This window comes from Paraburkholderia dipogonis (assembly GCF_042680985.1).
GTDB classification, from domain to species: Bacteria; Pseudomonadota; Gammaproteobacteria; order Burkholderiales; family Burkholderiaceae; genus Paraburkholderia; species Paraburkholderia phytofirmans.
In genome coordinates, this window is record NZ_JBHUFR010000007.1 from 127,383 (window position 1) to 142,027 (window position 14,645).

Consider the following 14,645-nt stretch of genomic DNA (forward strand, 5'->3'; position numbering starts at 1 on the left):
TGACGCGTCCCCTTTGCTTTAATCCGCGAGCAACAGCTTCACGCCCTCAGCGGCTTCATAACGCAGCGCGTCGAGATCGAGACCCGGAATCACGCCGTTATCCACCACCACGCGACCGTTCACCACGTTGTAACGAACGCGCGCCGGCTCGCCCGCCGTCACCGGCGCAACGGCAACATCGTGAAAGCCGTTGAAGCGCAGATCGCTGACGTCATACAGCACGAAATCCGCGGCCTTGCCGACTTCAAGCGTGCCGACCGCATCGAGTCCGAGCACGCCCGCGCCACCCGCGCTGCCCCAGTGAATCGTCTCTTCGACGGTAGTCGCCGACGCGCCGTGCGCCGCGCGATGCACGAGCCACGCGAAATGCGCCTCGTTGGTCATGCTGCCGGATTCGTTCGACGCCACGCCATCCACGGCGAGCGACATCGGCACACCCGCGGCCGCCATTTGCGGCGCGGGCGCGATGCCGCTGCCCAACCTGGCGTTACTGACCGGGCAATGCGAGCATCCACTGCCAGTTTCGGCGAGCATCGCGATCTCGCTCGCCTGCAGATGCACGAGATGCGCGAACCACACATCCGGTCCAAGCCACTCGTGATCGGCCACGAACTCCACCGGCAGTTTGTTGAAACGCTCCTTGCAGAAATCGACATAACGGGTCGTCTCGGACAGGTGCGTATGCAACCTCAAACCCATCCGTCTAGCCGCGCGCGCGACCTCCGGCAACAGGTCGGGCGGCAGGGAAAACGTCGGCGTAGTCGGCGCGACTACGACACGACGCATCGAAGCCTCGCCGCCATCGTGATAGCGCGACTTCAAACGCTCGATATCGGCAAGCATCTGATCGAGCGTCTCGGGCTTGAGCGCGACCTTGGAAAAACCCGGATGATCTCCCGCCGCCTGCAATGCGCCGCCGCGGCACAACACGAAGCGCATGCCGAACGAAGCCGCTTCGTCGAATAGCAGATCGCCGGTTTCGGTGGTGCCGTCCGCGTGATAGAGATAGTGATGATCGGCGCAGGTCGTCACGCCGGAGAGAAGCAACTCGGCAAGACCCAGACGAGCGGCAACGCGTGCCAGATCCGGCGTAAAACGCGCAAGACGCGGATACGGTACAGCGGCTAGCCATTCCTGCAAATCCGCATTGATACCGGACGGCACGGCCTTCAACAGATTCTGGAACAGATGATGGTGCGTGTTGACCCAACCCGGATACACCACGCAGGAACGCGCGTCGATTACGCGTTCATCGGCACGCGGTTCGAGATTCGGCGCGATGGTTTCGATACGGCCATTGCGAATGCGCAGATCGACCTGGCCGAGTCTTGCGCGCTCGCCGCTCATTCCGCTCATCACCGCGACAGGGTTCTTGATCAGCAACGCTTCAGTTTGCATGCTCACGATTCGATATCCTTTCAGTTACTGCGAAGCGGCCGCCTTTGCAAAGACGGCCGCGCTCGTCATGCAACATCCGCTTATTCGCGGACCATGTTGTGCGCCGGCACCGCGTCCTCTTCATGCGCGCCGTTGAGCACCGCGTTCAGCACCACGGAAACGAGGCACGCCAGTACCACGCCGCTATGCAGGAACGGTTGCGTCCAGTCGGGCATGTGCTTGAAGACCTGCGGCGCCATTACCGGAATCAACGCGGTGGCGATCGTGAAACCGACAATCAGCACGTTGTAGCGATTGCGCTCGAAGTCCACCTTCGCCAACGTCTGCACACCGGCCGCGACCACTACGCCGAACATGGCGATACCCGCACCGCCGAGCGCGGCGGAGGGCGTCGACGCGACCACCGCGCCGATCTTCGGCACCAGCGCCACCACGCACATCAGCACGCCGCTGATCGCCACCACCCAGCGGCTGCGCACGCCGGTCAGAATGACGAGCCCGACGTTTTCCATGAACGCGATGAACGGAAACGCCGCGAACATGCCGGCAATCGCGCTCGCCAGACCGTTGGCACGCATGCCGCGCACCACGTCCTCCTCGCTCACGTCCTTATCGACGATGTCGCCGATCGCGACGAACAGGCCCATGGATTCGACCATCTGCACCACCATCACGACAATCATGGTCAGCACCGGCACCAGCGAAAACACGGGCGTGCCGAAGTGAAACGGCAGTGGCATGGTGAACCACGGTGCCTGCGCCACGCTCGCGAAGTTGCCCATGCCGAGCGAACACGCCAGAATGCCGCCGGCAATCAAACCGATCAGCACTGACAGATTGCGCAGAAACGCATTGGCAAAACGGTTGATCGCGAGAATCACCAGCGCGACGAACAACGTGACGCTCAGGAAGGGCAGCGCGCCGAACTGCTGCTGCGCAGCCTCACCGCCACCGGCCCATTGATACGCGACGGGAAACAACTGCAAGCCGATCACGGTCACGATGCAGCCGGTCACTACAGGTGGAAAGAACCTTCGTAAGCGCCCGACCAACGGCGCGGCGAACATCGTGAACAGACCCGCGCCAATCACGGCGCCACATACGCCGGCAAAGCCGACGCCCGGACTCGTGCCGATCGCGATCACCGGCCCGACGCTGCTGAATGCGACGCCTTGCAGAATCGGCAGACGCACACCGAACTTCCAGACGCCGACGGTTTGCAGAATCGTCGAGATGCCCGAGCAAAACAGCGCCGTGCTGATTAGCACGGTGGTGTCGGCCGGCGACATCTTAAGTGCCGACGCGACGATCAGCGGCACCGCGATGGCGCCGATGTAAGCCACCAACATGTGCTGCAAACCGAGCGTGATCATCTGGCGCTTCGGCAGAATGCGATCGACGGGGTGTATGGCGGTGTTCATGACGTGTCTCCAAATTATGGTTATCGATCGGAGCGCGCCACACGGACCTAGCCGCGCGGCACTACGACGCGCGCCGACCGGATCGCCCGTCAGGCCGCAACCGGCACGGCAAGACAGGCATGGAAGCGGTCGGTCAGCGCGGCGCGATCGAGATCGCGTCCGATGAAAACGATGCGGCACGAACGCGGCTCACTGCCCCACACTTGCGCCGCGCGCAATTCGATGACGTTGTGCACGCCTTGCAGCACGTAGCGATGCGACTGGCCTTGCACCGCGAGAATGCCTTTCATACGGAACAGGTTCGCGGCATCCGAGTCGCGCAGTTCGGCGAGCCATGCTTGCAGCGCGTCGAGGTCGATATCCGCGTCGACTTCGATCCCGACCGAGGAAACGCTTTCGTCGTGCTGGTGGTCGTCGTGATCGTCGTCGTGATGGGCATGCTTGTGTTCGTGCTCATGTTCTTCATGGCCGTGCGCGTGTTCTTCTTCATGCAAGCCGTCGGTCTCGACGAGAATCTGCGAGAACTCGTTTGCACCTACGCCAAGAATCTTGCCGAGGTCGATCTGCGCATAGCTCGACTCGACGATTTCTGCCGTGGCATTGAGCCCGCGAATACGTTGCGTAAGCGAAGCGATATCGTCCGGTCCCACCAGATCGACCTTGTTGATGACGATACGGTCCGCGCACACGATCTGATCGACGGCCTGGTTGTCGCTGCCGTCGAGCACCAGATCGTCCAGATGCGCGGCGATATGCTTCGCATCCACCATCGTGACGACGGCGTCGAGAGTGACCTGTTTGGCGATGGGATCGTCGAGAAAGAACGTCTGCGCGACGGGATATGGATCGGCGAGCCCGCTGGTTTCGACGATGATGTGATCGAGCCGGTCCGGCCGTTCCACCAGCATGCGCACGATCCGCACCAGATCCTCGCGCACCGCGCCGACGCAGCACACGCAGCCATTCGTCATTTCATAGATCTCTTCGGTCGATTCGAGCACGAGGCCGCCGTCGATGCCGATTTCGCCGAACTCGTTTTCGATCACCGCGATCTTGCGGCCGTGTTTCTCGCGCAGGATGTAGTTGAGCAGCGTCGTTTTGCCGGCGCCGAGAAAGCCGGTCAGCACCGTGACGGGGATTTTCTCGATTTCGTTGTGGGTGGTGTGAATGTGATTCATGGCTCGTCTCCGTTTCTTCGTTCGTACTGCGGTTCGGCTATCAGGCGATATACGGTGCTTGTGCTTCAACTTCTCGCCAGCGTTTGACGGTGCCCGCTTCGAGACCAAACAGATCGAGCACGCGGCCAAGCGTGTGGTCGATCATCTGGTCGAGTGAAGCGGGGCGCGCGTAAAACGCCGGCACGGGTGGCGCGACGATCGCGCCCATTTCGGTTACGGCAATCATGTTGCGCAGATGCGCCAGCGTGTACGGTGTTTCGCGCGCCAGCAGGACTAGCGGGCGGCGCTCTTTCAACGTCACGTCGGCGGCGCGTGAGATCAGGCTCGACGACATGCCGCTGGCAATTTCGGCGAGCGTCTTCATCGAGCACGGCGCGACGATCATGCCCAGCGAGCGGAACGAGCCGCTGGAAATGGCCGCGGCCATGTCGTCGCAACGGTAGGTGGCGCTAGCTAGCGCGCTGACGTCGGCGAACTTGTAGTCGGTTTCGTGCGTCATCGTGAGCAGTGCGCTGCGCGAGACGGTCAGATGCGTTTCGATATCGAGTTGACGCAGCAATTGCAGCAGGCGCACACCATACGTAAAGCCGGATGCGCCGCTGATGCCGACTACGAGTCGCCGCGTGCTCATCGCGGTACTCCGGCGGCGTGGGACAGAATGTCGACGGCCTCTTGCGAGGCACGTTCGCTGATCCGCGCGCGGATGCCGTCGAAATGCGAACCGCGCGTCGCGTCGATGCCCATGCGTGACGTGGTGCCCGCTGCGGACGACGATGGATCGAGCGGACTGCCGGGCAAACCATCGACGATAAATACGTCCTGGTGCGGCTGAAAATGCGTGGCGATAGCCCAGAGCACCTGCGAGTCATTGGTAATGTCGATGTCGCTATCCACCGCCACGACGTTCTTCAGATACGGGTCCCAGCCGAGCAGCGCGAGCATGATCTGGCGCGCTTCGCCGTCGCGCGTTTGATTCAGCGCGACGTAGCAGTGAAAGTGTGTGCCGGAGTTGGGATAGTGCAATGCCGTGACGGATGGGAAGCGCGCCTTCAGCTTCTCGCTCATCTCCGCTTCACGCGGCAAGCGCGCTAACGTCAAATGTTCTGCGTAAGGACCGCCGACTACATCGACGAGCCACGCATCGTGACGACGCATCGTCGTATCGACGCGCAGCACGTTGTTGGTCGAGCGGTCCGATGAATAGCCGGTGAATTCACCGAACGGGCCTTCTTCGGCGTGAGCTGAAGGATCGATCGTGCCTTCCAGCACGAACTCGGCGGAAGCGGGCACGCCGATGCCGTAGCGCGGCGTGCGCACCAGTTCCAGCGGCGCACCGAACAGACCGCCGGCGATGGCGCGTTCGTCGGTGCCGAACGGCACGCGCGCGGCGGCGGCCAGCATGAACAGCGGATGCGCTCCGATCACCATCGCGACTTTCAACGTGTCGCCGCGTGCCTGGGCGGTTTGCAGCATGCGCCAGAGGTGTCCGCGCGAATGCAGGCTGGTGGCCAAAGCGTTTTTCGCGTGCCGCATCGAACGGTGATAACTGAGGTTCGCCACACCGGTGACCGGATCTTCGGCGACGATCACCGCGTTCGTGATGTACGGACCGCGGTCGGTATCGAAGTGGCGGATCATCGGCAATTGCGCGAGATCGACGGCGTCGCCTTCAATGACCTGATCCAGTACGGGGCCGTTCGATACATAGGCCGGCGCAATTGGCGCGTTCGCACGCTGTTGATAGGCGTCGAACAAACCGGACGCATCGACGTCGAACAGGCGCCCAATGCGTGTACGCGACGCGAAGAAATTGGTAACGAGAGGCGTTGCGATCCCGTCGACCTTCTCGCAGATCAGCATGGGATGCTGACCGCGCGCTGCGAGTTCAGCGACGACCGCAGTGACGTCCTGATCGGCGGAAAGTGGCTGTGAAAGCGTCAAAACATCATCGGGATAGTGCTCGCGATACGCATGCGCGAAGCGATGAAAATCCTGCGTGGCGCGGAAGAGGTTATCCGCCATAGTGAACTCCGTGTGAGACAACCGAGGCAGGCACGGCGCTAACCGCGCCTGCTTTGAAACATCAATCAGTCAGCGTTAAGCCGGCTGCGTGACGTCATTCACATAAGTCGCCTTCAAACGCTTCTCCGCTTCGGCGAGATCCTTCGGCGGCTTGGTCGGCTCGATACCGACAAGGCGGGCGATGTTGTTGCCCATATAGTCTTCGAGACCATCCTCATCCAGATTCATGCCTTGCGGCGCGGGACCGCACAGCATTTCCAGTTCGCGCAGCCACATGCCCGGTTCGTTCGGCGGCGAATCCGTGCCGAACACGATCTTGTTGCGCGGCAGTTCGCGAGCGAATTCGACGATGCGCGACTGATAGCACCAGCCCGATTCGCAATACACGTTCGGCGTGTCCATCGCCATCCAGAACGCTTCGAACGAATAGTTGCCGCCCGTCTGAATCCCGAAGTGACCGATGATGAAATTCACCATCGGGAATTCGCGGATGATCGGATAGAACTGCGTCGGAATCGTGTACGGCCCATCGCCGGTGTGAATCAGCACCACCACACCGAGCTCCGCGCATTTCTTCATTGCGGGACGCAGCCAGTCGAGCGCGCGATCCGGCCGGTAGCCGTGCATGTTCGCGTGCAGCTTGAGCATCTTGAAGCCGTATTCCTTCACGTGGAATTCGAGCTCCGCCGCGCCATTCTCCGGACCCCAACGCGGGTTGTACGTGAAGTTGCCGATAAAGCGATCCGGGTACTTCTGCGTCAATTCGGCGATATACGACATGTAGTCGCGAATGCCTTCGCGGCCGCGTCGATTGCCGTCGCGATAGCCGGTGTTGCCCGGCGGTGGCTGAATGAAGCCCATGTCGATACGGCGCGGCTTGCCGTTGATGATGTACGGACCGTCCATCATCTTCAGCAGGCGTTCGCCGGTGAACGGTTCGCCGGTATGGCGCCACGCTTCGTCGACGAGATTCGTGGGGTGCAGATGGGTATCGATGATCATCAACGGGCTCCTGCGTAGTCGGCCTGGCCCGCGTGTTTCTTCGCGGCGCCGGCGTGGTGTTTCAAATAGGCTTGCGCTTCTTCGATGCTCCTCGGCGGCGCGTTCGGTTCGATGCCGATCATGCGGGCGAGGTTGTTGCCGAGATAATCCTCGAGCGTGTCTTCGTCGAGATTCAGGCCTTGCGGCGGTTCGTGACACAGCACTTCGAGCAAACGCAGCCACATGCCCGGCTCGTTCGGCGGCGTGTCGGAACCGTAGAGAATCTTGTGCGTGGGCAGTACCTTCGCGAATTCGACAATGCGCGATTGCAGGCACCAGCTCGATTCGCAATACACGTTCGGCGTATCAAGCGCCATCTGATACGGCTCGAAGCAATACACGCCACCGGTCTGCACGCCGAAGTGCGCCATGATGAAATTTACCGACGGGAATTCGCGAATCAGCGGATACCACTCGCTTGGAATGCTGTACGGGCCGTCGCCGGTATGCAGCTTCACCAGCAAGCCGAGGTCCGCGCATTTACGCAACGCGGGGCGCAACCAGTCGAGCGCGCGGTCGGGACGGTACGCATGCATGTTCGCCTGCAACTGCACCATCTTGAAACCGTGTTCCTTCGCATAGAACTCGATCGCTTCGGCGCCGTTCTCCGGACCGCAACGCGGGTTGTAGACGAAACAGCCGAGCAGACGGTCCGGATACTTCTGAACGCATTCGACCGTGTACGCCATGTAGTCGTCGATCGACTCGCGGCCTGAGCGCTCGCCGTCCGTCCACGTATAGATGGTGTTGCCTTGCGGCGGCTGAATGAAGGCCTTGTCGATGCGGCGAGGCTTGCCGTTGATGATGTAGGGGCCGTCCATCACCTCGATCAGACGCTCGCCGGAAAATGGCTCTCCGTCATGGCGCCACGCGAGGTCGACCAGGTTGGTCGGATAACAGCTAGTGTCGATGATCATGTACTCGATCTCCTTGAGAGGAACTGGTGTATCCAGTTGCCGGATCGCGGGCAGGCGCATCGATGGAACCCAGCCCGTCGGGCTTGCCCATGCGGCCCTTTGCAAGGCGCTGTTTTTGAGCGCCTTCCCCTCGCCGGCATCGAGTGTCACACTGATGTGCACTGCTGCTTGCGATGCAGTCTCACAAGTTAAAAACGCTCTGTACAATATTTTTTAACCACGATCTTGATACGTTTGCGATATGGACATCCGGCTGTTGCGTTACTTCGCGGTGCTTGCCGACGAACTGCATTTCGGCCGCGCAGCCGCGCGGCTGCACATTTCCCAGCCGCCGCTGAGTCAACAGATTCGCATCCTCGAAGAAGAGATGGGCACCGCGTTGTTCACACGCTCGCAGCACCGTGTCGAACTCACCGAGGCAGGGAAAACACTTAAAGAACAGGTGCCGTTGATCTTCGCGCAGTTCGAACGCGCGATCGATCTGACGCGTTGCGCGGGACGTGGCGAAGTGGGAAGTCTTGAGATCGGCATCATCAGTTCGGCGATGGTCGAGCCGATTCCGCGCGCGCTACGGGTATTCGCGGAGAAGCATCCGCAAGTGCGGTGGACGCTGCATGAGATGACACCGGCCGCGCAGATTCTCGCGTTGAAAGAGCGGCGGCTCGATGTGTGTTTTTTCCGCGTTTCGCATGAAGACCCGGAGATTCGCAGCGAAGTGGTGATGCGCGAGTCGGCGGTGGTGGCGTTGCCGTTGGGGCATGCGCTGGCGGCGCGTGAGGAGATTGCGTTGCGGGAGTTGGAGGCCGAGCGCTTCGTGTCGTTCGGTTTGCGGCAGTCACAACTGGCGCGCTTTTTACAGGACTGTTGCGTCGAGGCAGGGTTTACGCCGCGGATCGAACAGGAAGTGGTCGAGGTGCATACGCTGTTATGCCTCGTGCGCGAAGGGCTGGGCGTTGCGCTGCTGCCTTCATCCGCGCGGCAGTTATCGACGGGCGGCGTCGCGTTCGTGCCAGTGGCCGCGCCGCGTCCCGAAGTGTCGCTGCACGCGCGCTGTCGTGCTGAGACGCCTTCGCCGGTGCTGTCGCTGTTTCTCGATACCGTGCGGGAAGTGGCCGCTAGTACGACCTAACGCGTGCCGTTAGTTTGCGCGACCAGGTTGCGGATCACGTCGATTAGCGGCGCCACGCGTTCGGCTTTCTCACGCGGCCATACGGCGTACAGGTTGTAGTGCGTTGGAATTTCGACTTGCGTGAGTTCGACCAGACTGCCGTTTCGTTGAGCGTCGGCGGCGAGCAGGCCGCGCGCCAAACCCGCGCCTACGCCTGCGCAGGCCGCGGCGATCAGACCCGCAGCGTTATCGAAAACCGCTACGGCGTCCGGCTCGACCTCGGGCAGGCCAGCAGCGGCGAGCCAGGGAATCCACGAACGCTTGGTATAGCCCAGTAACGGCAAATCCAATAGCTGCTCAGGCGTGAGCGGCACGCTGAGGCCGCGTGCCTGCAATAGCGAAGGCGAACCCACCGCCGTCAGACGGTCGCCGCAAATGAGCGCGTTTTCGAAGCCGTCCCATTCTCCATACCCATACCGCAACGCAATATCCACGCGCTCGAACGCGCTGCGGTCATGACGCGGCGTTGACAACACCGTGAGCGACGTGCCGGTCAGCGCGCCGAGCAATGCAGGCAGACGCGCCACCAGCCAGCTCTGCGCGAGTTCGGGATCGACGTCCAGCGTGATGGATTGCTTGACCGCGCGCTCTTTCACCGACGACAACGCACGATCGATCTGCTCGAAGCCATCCGCCAACTGATTGGCGAACAGCACGCCTGCATCCGTCAACACCACGCGACCGCTTTCGCGCACGAAGAGCGGCTGGCCGACGAACTCTTCGAGCGTGCGGATCTGCTGGCTGATCGCGCTGTGCGTGAGTGACAACTGCCGCGCCGCGCTCGAAAAGCTGCCGACGCGCGCGGCTTGCAGGAAGGCCTGCATCGACTGAATGGACGGATAGCGCTTCAACATGGTGTTAGCCGGACTTACAGACGGTGGAAGAAATGGTCGCTGGCGTTGTGCTTAACGGCTTTCAATAATGGCCGCAAGCACGCGGCCCTTGTCACGCATCCACTCATGCATGCGCCGCGCTGCACAACGACATTCAGGAGACAGCGCATGATCGAGATCGTGGTCAACGACACGCGGCACTCGCTCGACAATGTACCGGAAGACATGCCCCTGTTGTGGGTGTTGCGCGACCGGCTCAAATTGACCGGCACGAAATTCGGCTGCGGCGGCGGCTTTTGCGGCGCGTGCACCGTGCATCTGGAAGGCGAGGCGGTGCGCTCCTGTTTGCTGCCCGCTGTGGCCGTGGCCGGCAAACGCATTACCACGATAGAGGGGTTGTCGAAGGATGGACGGCATCCGCTGCAACTTGCATGGGTCGCGGAGGATGTACCGCAATGCGGCTACTGCCAGTCCGGCCAGTTGATGCAGGCGGCCGCGTTTCTCAAGGACAAGCCGACCGTCAACGACGAAACCATCACGACGGCTATGTCGGGCAACATCTGTCGATGCGGCACCTATTCGCGGATTCGCAAGGCGATCAAGCGGGCAGCGTCGGGCGATGCCGCGTTGGCCGGTGTGGAGATGCCCGCTGGCGTGTCCGAGTGCGCTTCAGCCTGCTCGTCCTGCATCACGATCGAGGAGGCTTGAATGCGCAACGACACAGAAGTGCTGAAGAGCGCTCGCGGCGCGGCGCGGCGTCGCTTCATCAAGCAGAGTACCGCGCTGTTGGCCTCGGGTCTCGCGATCGGCTTCCAGTTGCCCGAAGCCTTCGCCAAGGGCGACGACAAAAGCGGCGACCCGAAACCGCAATCCGGTGAATTCGAACCGAATGCGTGGGTGCGCGTGCTGCCGGACGATACGATCAAACTGGTCGTGCACAAGCACGACTCCGGCACGGGAACGCGTACCGCGCTCGCTGCGATGGTCGCGGAAGAGCTGGACGTCGATCTGTTTCGCGTCGATGTGATCACGCCGGAGGATCCGTTTTACGGCGACTACATTCACCCGTTGTGGAAGGTGTTTTCAACGGGCGGGAGCACGAGTGTCTCGTTGGAATACGAGCGCTTGCGACGTGCAGGTGCGACCGCGCGCGCCATGTTGATTGCCGCTGCGGCAAAACAATGGAATGTGGCGCCGTCGACGTGTTCGACGGAAAACGGATTCGTGGTCAATAAGGCCAACGGCACGCGTGCGAATTATGGGTCGCTTGCGCAAGTCGCGGCGCAAATGCCCCCGCCGAAAGACGTCGTGCTGAAAGACCCGTCACAGTTCAAATACATTGGCAAATTGCGGAAGAAACGCGGCGCCGCGGAGAAGGCGAGCGGCGCGTTTCCGTACAGCATCGACGTCTCGTTGCCGGACATGCTGGTTGCGGTCGTCATGCGTGCGCCAGTGATCGATGCACGCGTGCGTAGCGTGGACGCTAAAGCCGCGCTGGCCGTGCCAGGTGTGCGGCAGGTGTTGCAGATTCCTGGTCGGCCCGACATTCTCGGCGGCAATCAGGCGGGTGTTGCAGTGTTAGCCGATGATTATTGGTCCGCGCATAAGGGGCAGGCGGCGTTGCATGTGGAGTGGGAAGACAGTCCGCTTGAGACTTTCGATAGCAGCACGCTTGCCGCGCGTCAGGCAACGTGGCTCGATGATCCCGCGGCGCGGGTGGTGCCGACTATCCAGAGTGGCGATTTGAAGACGGCGTTTCCGCATGGAGCGCGGGTGATTGAGGCTTCTTATTCGATGCCTTATAAGGCGCAGTGTCCGCTCGAGCCGATCAATGTGACTGCGTGGGCCAGGAAGGACGGTTCAATCGAGTATTGGGGCGGGCTGCAAGTGCCGTCGACGGTGCAGGAGGCGGCTGAGGTGATCGGCGGTATTCCCGCGAATCGTGTCGTGCTGCATGAGCTTGTTTCAGGTGGCAGCTTTGGGTCGCGCGAGTCGAAGTACTGGCTTTTCGAAGTGACGTGGCTCGCGTTGAAAGTTGGAAAGCCGGTCAAGTTGATGAATAGCCGTGAAGATGAAATGCGCGCGCTTTACTACCACTCGGCGAGTTTTCATCGGGCGAAGGCAGTGCTCGATTCGCGCGGGAATTTGGCGACGTTGCAATTGCGGGCGGTGATGCCTGCTTCGCCGGAGCAGTGGGAGCCTGGGTACTTCGATCGTCCGGACCGGATGGATTACAGCACCACTGAGGCGATCAGCAAGTATGAATTCGCTTATGGCGCGCCGCATGTGGATATTGGTTGGGTGCGGCATGAGACGGGTGTGCCGACTGGCTGGTATCGGGCGGTGAGTTATATCCCGAATGTGTTTGCGGTTGAGTCGTTTATGGATGAGGCCGCGCATGCGGGGCGTCGAGATCCTGTTGAGTTCCGGCTCGCGCATATGAAGGATCCGAGGCATCAGGCGGTTTTGCGGGAGGCGGCGAAGCGGGCCGGGTGGGGGACGGCGTTGCCTGCAGGGACTGCTTTGGGCGTGGCGACTAATCAGGCGTATGGCAGTTATGTGGCCGTGGTGGCGCGAGTGGCTCGGAAGGGGGATGGCGTTGTGATCGAGAAGCTGACCTGTGTGGCGGATTGCGGGTTGGCGGTTTCGCCTGGTGGGGTCGAGGAGCAGCTTTATGGCGGGTTGATGTGGGGCCTGGGGCACGCAACGGCGGATCGCGTTGATATTCGGCATGGGCAGATCCAGCAAAAGAACTTTGATAGTTATCGGGTGATGCGGATGAGTGATTTGCCGGAGGTTGATATTTTGATTGTGCAGGGTGATACCTCTAAACCCGGCGGTGTTGGGGAGTTGTCGAGTCCTTCGGTGGCGCCGGCGGTGGGGAATGCGGTCTTTAGACTGACTGGGAAGCGGATGAGGGAGACGCCTTTCGAGCTGGTGGAGACGGGCGGGAAAGCGAAGGCTTGAGGAAGTGGCGGGGCGATCACGTTGGGGTGTTTCGTTATGGAACGAGCCTCAGCCACCTCAGATAACTTTAACCCATCGCGATGTCGAGTGTGCCCAGTCGACAACCGCTCAAAAATGGCTCGAATGAATCCACGTCAAAGCGGCACCGTCGATGATGCAAGTTCCGCCCTGCGATGTCCGCTGACTTTCCATGCAATGGCGGTCCCGATTGCAAGCGCTAACAGGCATGCAGTCGGAACGAGCATGGGTGCGATGTGGCTACCGCTCACCTTGCCGACGTATGGCATCAGGTTCTGTGCGAAGAATCCTCCGAGATTGCCGATGCAGTTGATGGCAGCGACACTCGCCGCGGCTCGAGCGCCGGAAAAGAAGCGCGGGGGAAGCGACCAGAAGCAAGGGTATAGCAAAGGAATACAGGCGCCACCGAGACACAGAGCAATGAAGCGCAACGAAACGGTCGGCAGTACGAGGCTGGACGCAAAGCATACGACGCCGATGCCCGCGACCACGACCATTGCTTTTAACACTACCTGTTCGCGTTTCAGCTTCCCGGGGAGCCAAAGCAGAAGAAGTGCCGCAAGTGCCCACGGAATCATGTTGAGCAGGCCGTTGACGCTCGACGAAACGCCCCAACTCTTAACCAGCGTTGGCATCCAGTACGTAACGCCGTACAGCGACGTCGACATCAGCATGTAGGTCACTGCAAACAGAAGAACCTTTGGGTCGAGCAATGCGGCCCATGGGCGTGACTCTTTTGCCTCGGTGGACGCTTCGCGCTTGAGCGCCGCGTCCACAATGTTCCTTTCCTCGTCCGACAGGAAGTTCGCCTCCCTGACGGAGCTCGGGAGAAATTTAAGCGCTACGAATGCAATCAGAATTGCCGGAATGCCGGTGGCAAGGAAGACCCATTGCCAACCCGCCAGTCCGAATGTTCCGCCCAGGGAAAGGAGCAGCCCTCCCACCAGCGCACCGAGCATGTTCGCCAGCGAGCTGCCAAGAGTAAACAGGCCGAGCACGCGCGTTCTGTAGCTTTGAGGAAACCACTGCGTCAGGTAGTAAATGACGCCCGGATAGAAGCCCGCTTCGGCAACGCCAAGTGCAAACCGGAACGAGTAAAAAACCGGCAGTGAGCGCGTGAATGCCATGAGTACTGTAACCACGCCCCACGTGATCATGATGCGAGCAAGCCACGTTCGGGCGCCGAAACGATGTAGTGCGAGTGTGCTGGGCACCTCGAACAGCAGATAGCCAATGAAAAATAGCGATGCTCCGAGTCCGTATGCGGCTTCTGTCATGCCGAGTGCCTGGACCATTTCCAGCTTCGCGAAGCCGACATTCTGACGGTCGATGAATGCGATGAGAAACATGACAATCAGCAGAGGCATCAGCCGCCATGCCATTTTCCTCATTACCTTCTGCTCGCGTGTTGCAGACGTAGACATCTTCGCTCCAAGGTCCATGCCCGCAGCCGCGAGACTAGCGCGTCGCAAAACGCTCAGTCAGACGAAAACAAGCAAATTGATATAGTCATATATATGTTTGTATGTTTGAAGTCGGGCTGCAATCAGGTATTACCCGGACGAGCGTGCGCACACTCGCCGCCGCGGCAGCAGGCTGCGCGCGCCGATGTTCTTAACGAAGGGGAGCTTGAGGCCGAACCTGGGCGCCGGCTCGCGCGCGAAAACGCGCCCTGCAGGGCG

12 protein-coding genes are annotated in these 14,645 nt (G+C 60.9%); 3 read left to right on the forward strand and 9 right to left on the reverse strand.

What is annotated here, in order from left to right:
- Positions 1 to 18: 18 nt before the first annotated feature.
- The 7 genes from ACFSNN_RS09360 to ACFSNN_RS09390 all read right to left on the reverse strand — a co-directional run bounded on the left by ACFSNN_RS09360 (position 19) and on the right by ACFSNN_RS09390 (position 7,977).
- The gene (locus tag ACFSNN_RS09360) at positions 19 to 1,398 is read right to left on the reverse strand and encodes an amidohydrolase family protein (RefSeq protein WP_377688951.1); all 1,380 of its coding nucleotides are present in this window, start codon (positions 1,396 to 1,398) and stop codon (positions 19 to 21) included.
- A gap of 80 nt (positions 1,399 to 1,478) precedes the next feature.
- Positions 1,479 to 2,819, reverse strand: a complete 1,341-nt coding sequence (locus ACFSNN_RS09365; RefSeq protein ID WP_134460986.1) for a nucleobase:cation symporter-2 family protein — start codon at positions 2,817 to 2,819, stop codon at positions 1,479 to 1,481.
- A gap of 89 nt (positions 2,820 to 2,908) precedes the next feature.
- Complete coding sequence (locus ACFSNN_RS09370) at positions 2,909 to 3,997, reverse strand: CobW family GTP-binding protein (RefSeq protein WP_134460983.1); 1,089 nt, start codon at positions 3,995 to 3,997, stop codon at positions 2,909 to 2,911.
- A gap of 40 nt (positions 3,998 to 4,037) precedes the next feature.
- Complete coding sequence (locus tag ACFSNN_RS09375) at positions 4,038 to 4,628, reverse strand: UbiX family flavin prenyltransferase (RefSeq protein ID WP_134460980.1); 591 nt, start codon at positions 4,626 to 4,628, stop codon at positions 4,038 to 4,040.
- Entirely contained in the window at positions 4,625 to 6,019 is a 1,395-nt protein-coding gene (locus ACFSNN_RS09380) for a UbiD family decarboxylase (protein ID WP_134460977.1), read from the reverse strand. Before ACFSNN_RS09380 ends, ACFSNN_RS09375 begins: the two co-directional genes overlap by 4 nt.
- A gap of 75 nt (positions 6,020 to 6,094) precedes the next feature.
- The gene (locus ACFSNN_RS09385; protein ID WP_012428924.1) at positions 6,095 to 7,021 is read right to left on the reverse strand and encodes an amidohydrolase family protein; all 927 of its coding nucleotides are present in this window, start codon (positions 7,019 to 7,021) and stop codon (positions 6,095 to 6,097) included.
- A complete protein-coding gene (locus tag ACFSNN_RS09390) occupies positions 7,021 to 7,977 on the reverse strand; it encodes an amidohydrolase family protein (protein WP_134460974.1) in 957 nt (318 codons plus the stop codon). The genes ACFSNN_RS09385 and ACFSNN_RS09390 overlap by 1 nt, the downstream gene beginning before the upstream one ends.
- A gap of 241 nt (positions 7,978 to 8,218) precedes the next feature.
- Here ACFSNN_RS09390 and ACFSNN_RS09395 point away from each other — a divergent pair, with 241 nt between their 5' ends.
- The gene (locus ACFSNN_RS09395; RefSeq protein WP_134460971.1) at positions 8,219 to 9,106 is read left to right on the forward strand and encodes a LysR substrate-binding domain-containing protein; all 888 of its coding nucleotides are present in this window, start codon (positions 8,219 to 8,221) and stop codon (positions 9,104 to 9,106) included.
- Here ACFSNN_RS09395 and ACFSNN_RS09400 read toward each other — a convergent pair.
- On the reverse strand, positions 9,103 to 9,999 hold the full coding sequence (locus ACFSNN_RS09400) for a LysR substrate-binding domain-containing protein (protein ID WP_134460968.1): 897 nt from the start codon (positions 9,997 to 9,999) through the stop codon (positions 9,103 to 9,105). The genes ACFSNN_RS09395 and ACFSNN_RS09400 overlap by 4 nt on opposite strands.
- A gap of 147 nt (positions 10,000 to 10,146) precedes the next feature.
- On the opposite strand from ACFSNN_RS09400, the gene ACFSNN_RS09405 reads away from it, so the two are divergent.
- Both ACFSNN_RS09405 and ACFSNN_RS09410 read left to right on the forward strand, forming a co-directional pair.
- On the forward strand, positions 10,147 to 10,686 hold the full coding sequence (locus tag ACFSNN_RS09405; protein ID WP_134460966.1) for a (2Fe-2S)-binding protein: 540 nt from the start codon (positions 10,147 to 10,149) through the stop codon (positions 10,684 to 10,686).
- Complete coding sequence (locus ACFSNN_RS09410; RefSeq protein ID WP_134460963.1) at positions 10,687 to 12,945, forward strand: xanthine dehydrogenase family protein molybdopterin-binding subunit; 2,259 nt, start codon at positions 10,687 to 10,689, stop codon at positions 12,943 to 12,945.
- Positions 12,946 to 13,079: 134 nt separating this feature from the next.
- On the opposite strand, the gene ACFSNN_RS09415 is transcribed toward ACFSNN_RS09410, so the two are convergent.
- Positions 13,080 to 14,387, reverse strand: coding sequence for an MFS transporter (locus tag ACFSNN_RS09415; RefSeq protein WP_134465516.1), 1,308 nt, complete (start codon positions 14,385 to 14,387; stop codon positions 13,080 to 13,082).
- Positions 14,388 to 14,645: the final 258 nt, after the last annotated feature.